This window comes from Paraburkholderia sp. SIMBA_030 (assembly GCF_046535245.1).
In the GTDB taxonomy this organism is placed as follows: domain Bacteria; phylum Pseudomonadota; class Gammaproteobacteria; order Burkholderiales; family Burkholderiaceae; genus Paraburkholderia.
This window is the reverse complement of record NZ_JAWRXB010000232.1, coordinates 1-317: the sequence shown is the minus strand read 5'-3', so window position 1 is coordinate 317 and position 317 is coordinate 1. Positions and strand designations below refer to the sequence as shown.

The window sequence follows — 317 nt, the reverse complement described above, 5'->3', positions numbered from 1 at the left end:
GCCGGCGCCATGCTGCCCTTCGGCGGCCATAAGGGTTCGGCGATCAGCACAATGGTCGAACTGCTGGCCGGTATCATGATCGGCGACCTCACCAGCCCCGAAGTGCTCGACTATCTTGGCACCACGACCCTGGCGCCGCGCCACGGCGAACTGGTGCTTGCCTTCTCGCCACGGGCCTTTGCATCAGGTCGCGCCGGAGACCCGTTCGCCCGCGCCGAAGTTCTCTTCGAGGCCATCGCTGGCCAGGGCGCTCGCCTTCCCTCGCAACGCCGCTATACGGCGCGGGTTAAGTCGCTTGCTGAGGGGATTGTGTTGAC

At 65.9% G+C, this 317-nt stretch carries 1 protein-coding gene; it reads left to right on the top strand.

Going from position 1 to position 317, the window contains the following annotated elements:
- Positions 1–9: 9 nt before the first annotated feature.
- A partial coding sequence (locus SB772_RS39795) for an Ldh family oxidoreductase (protein WP_410838490.1) occupies positions 10–317 on the top strand: 308 nt, incomplete at its 3' end.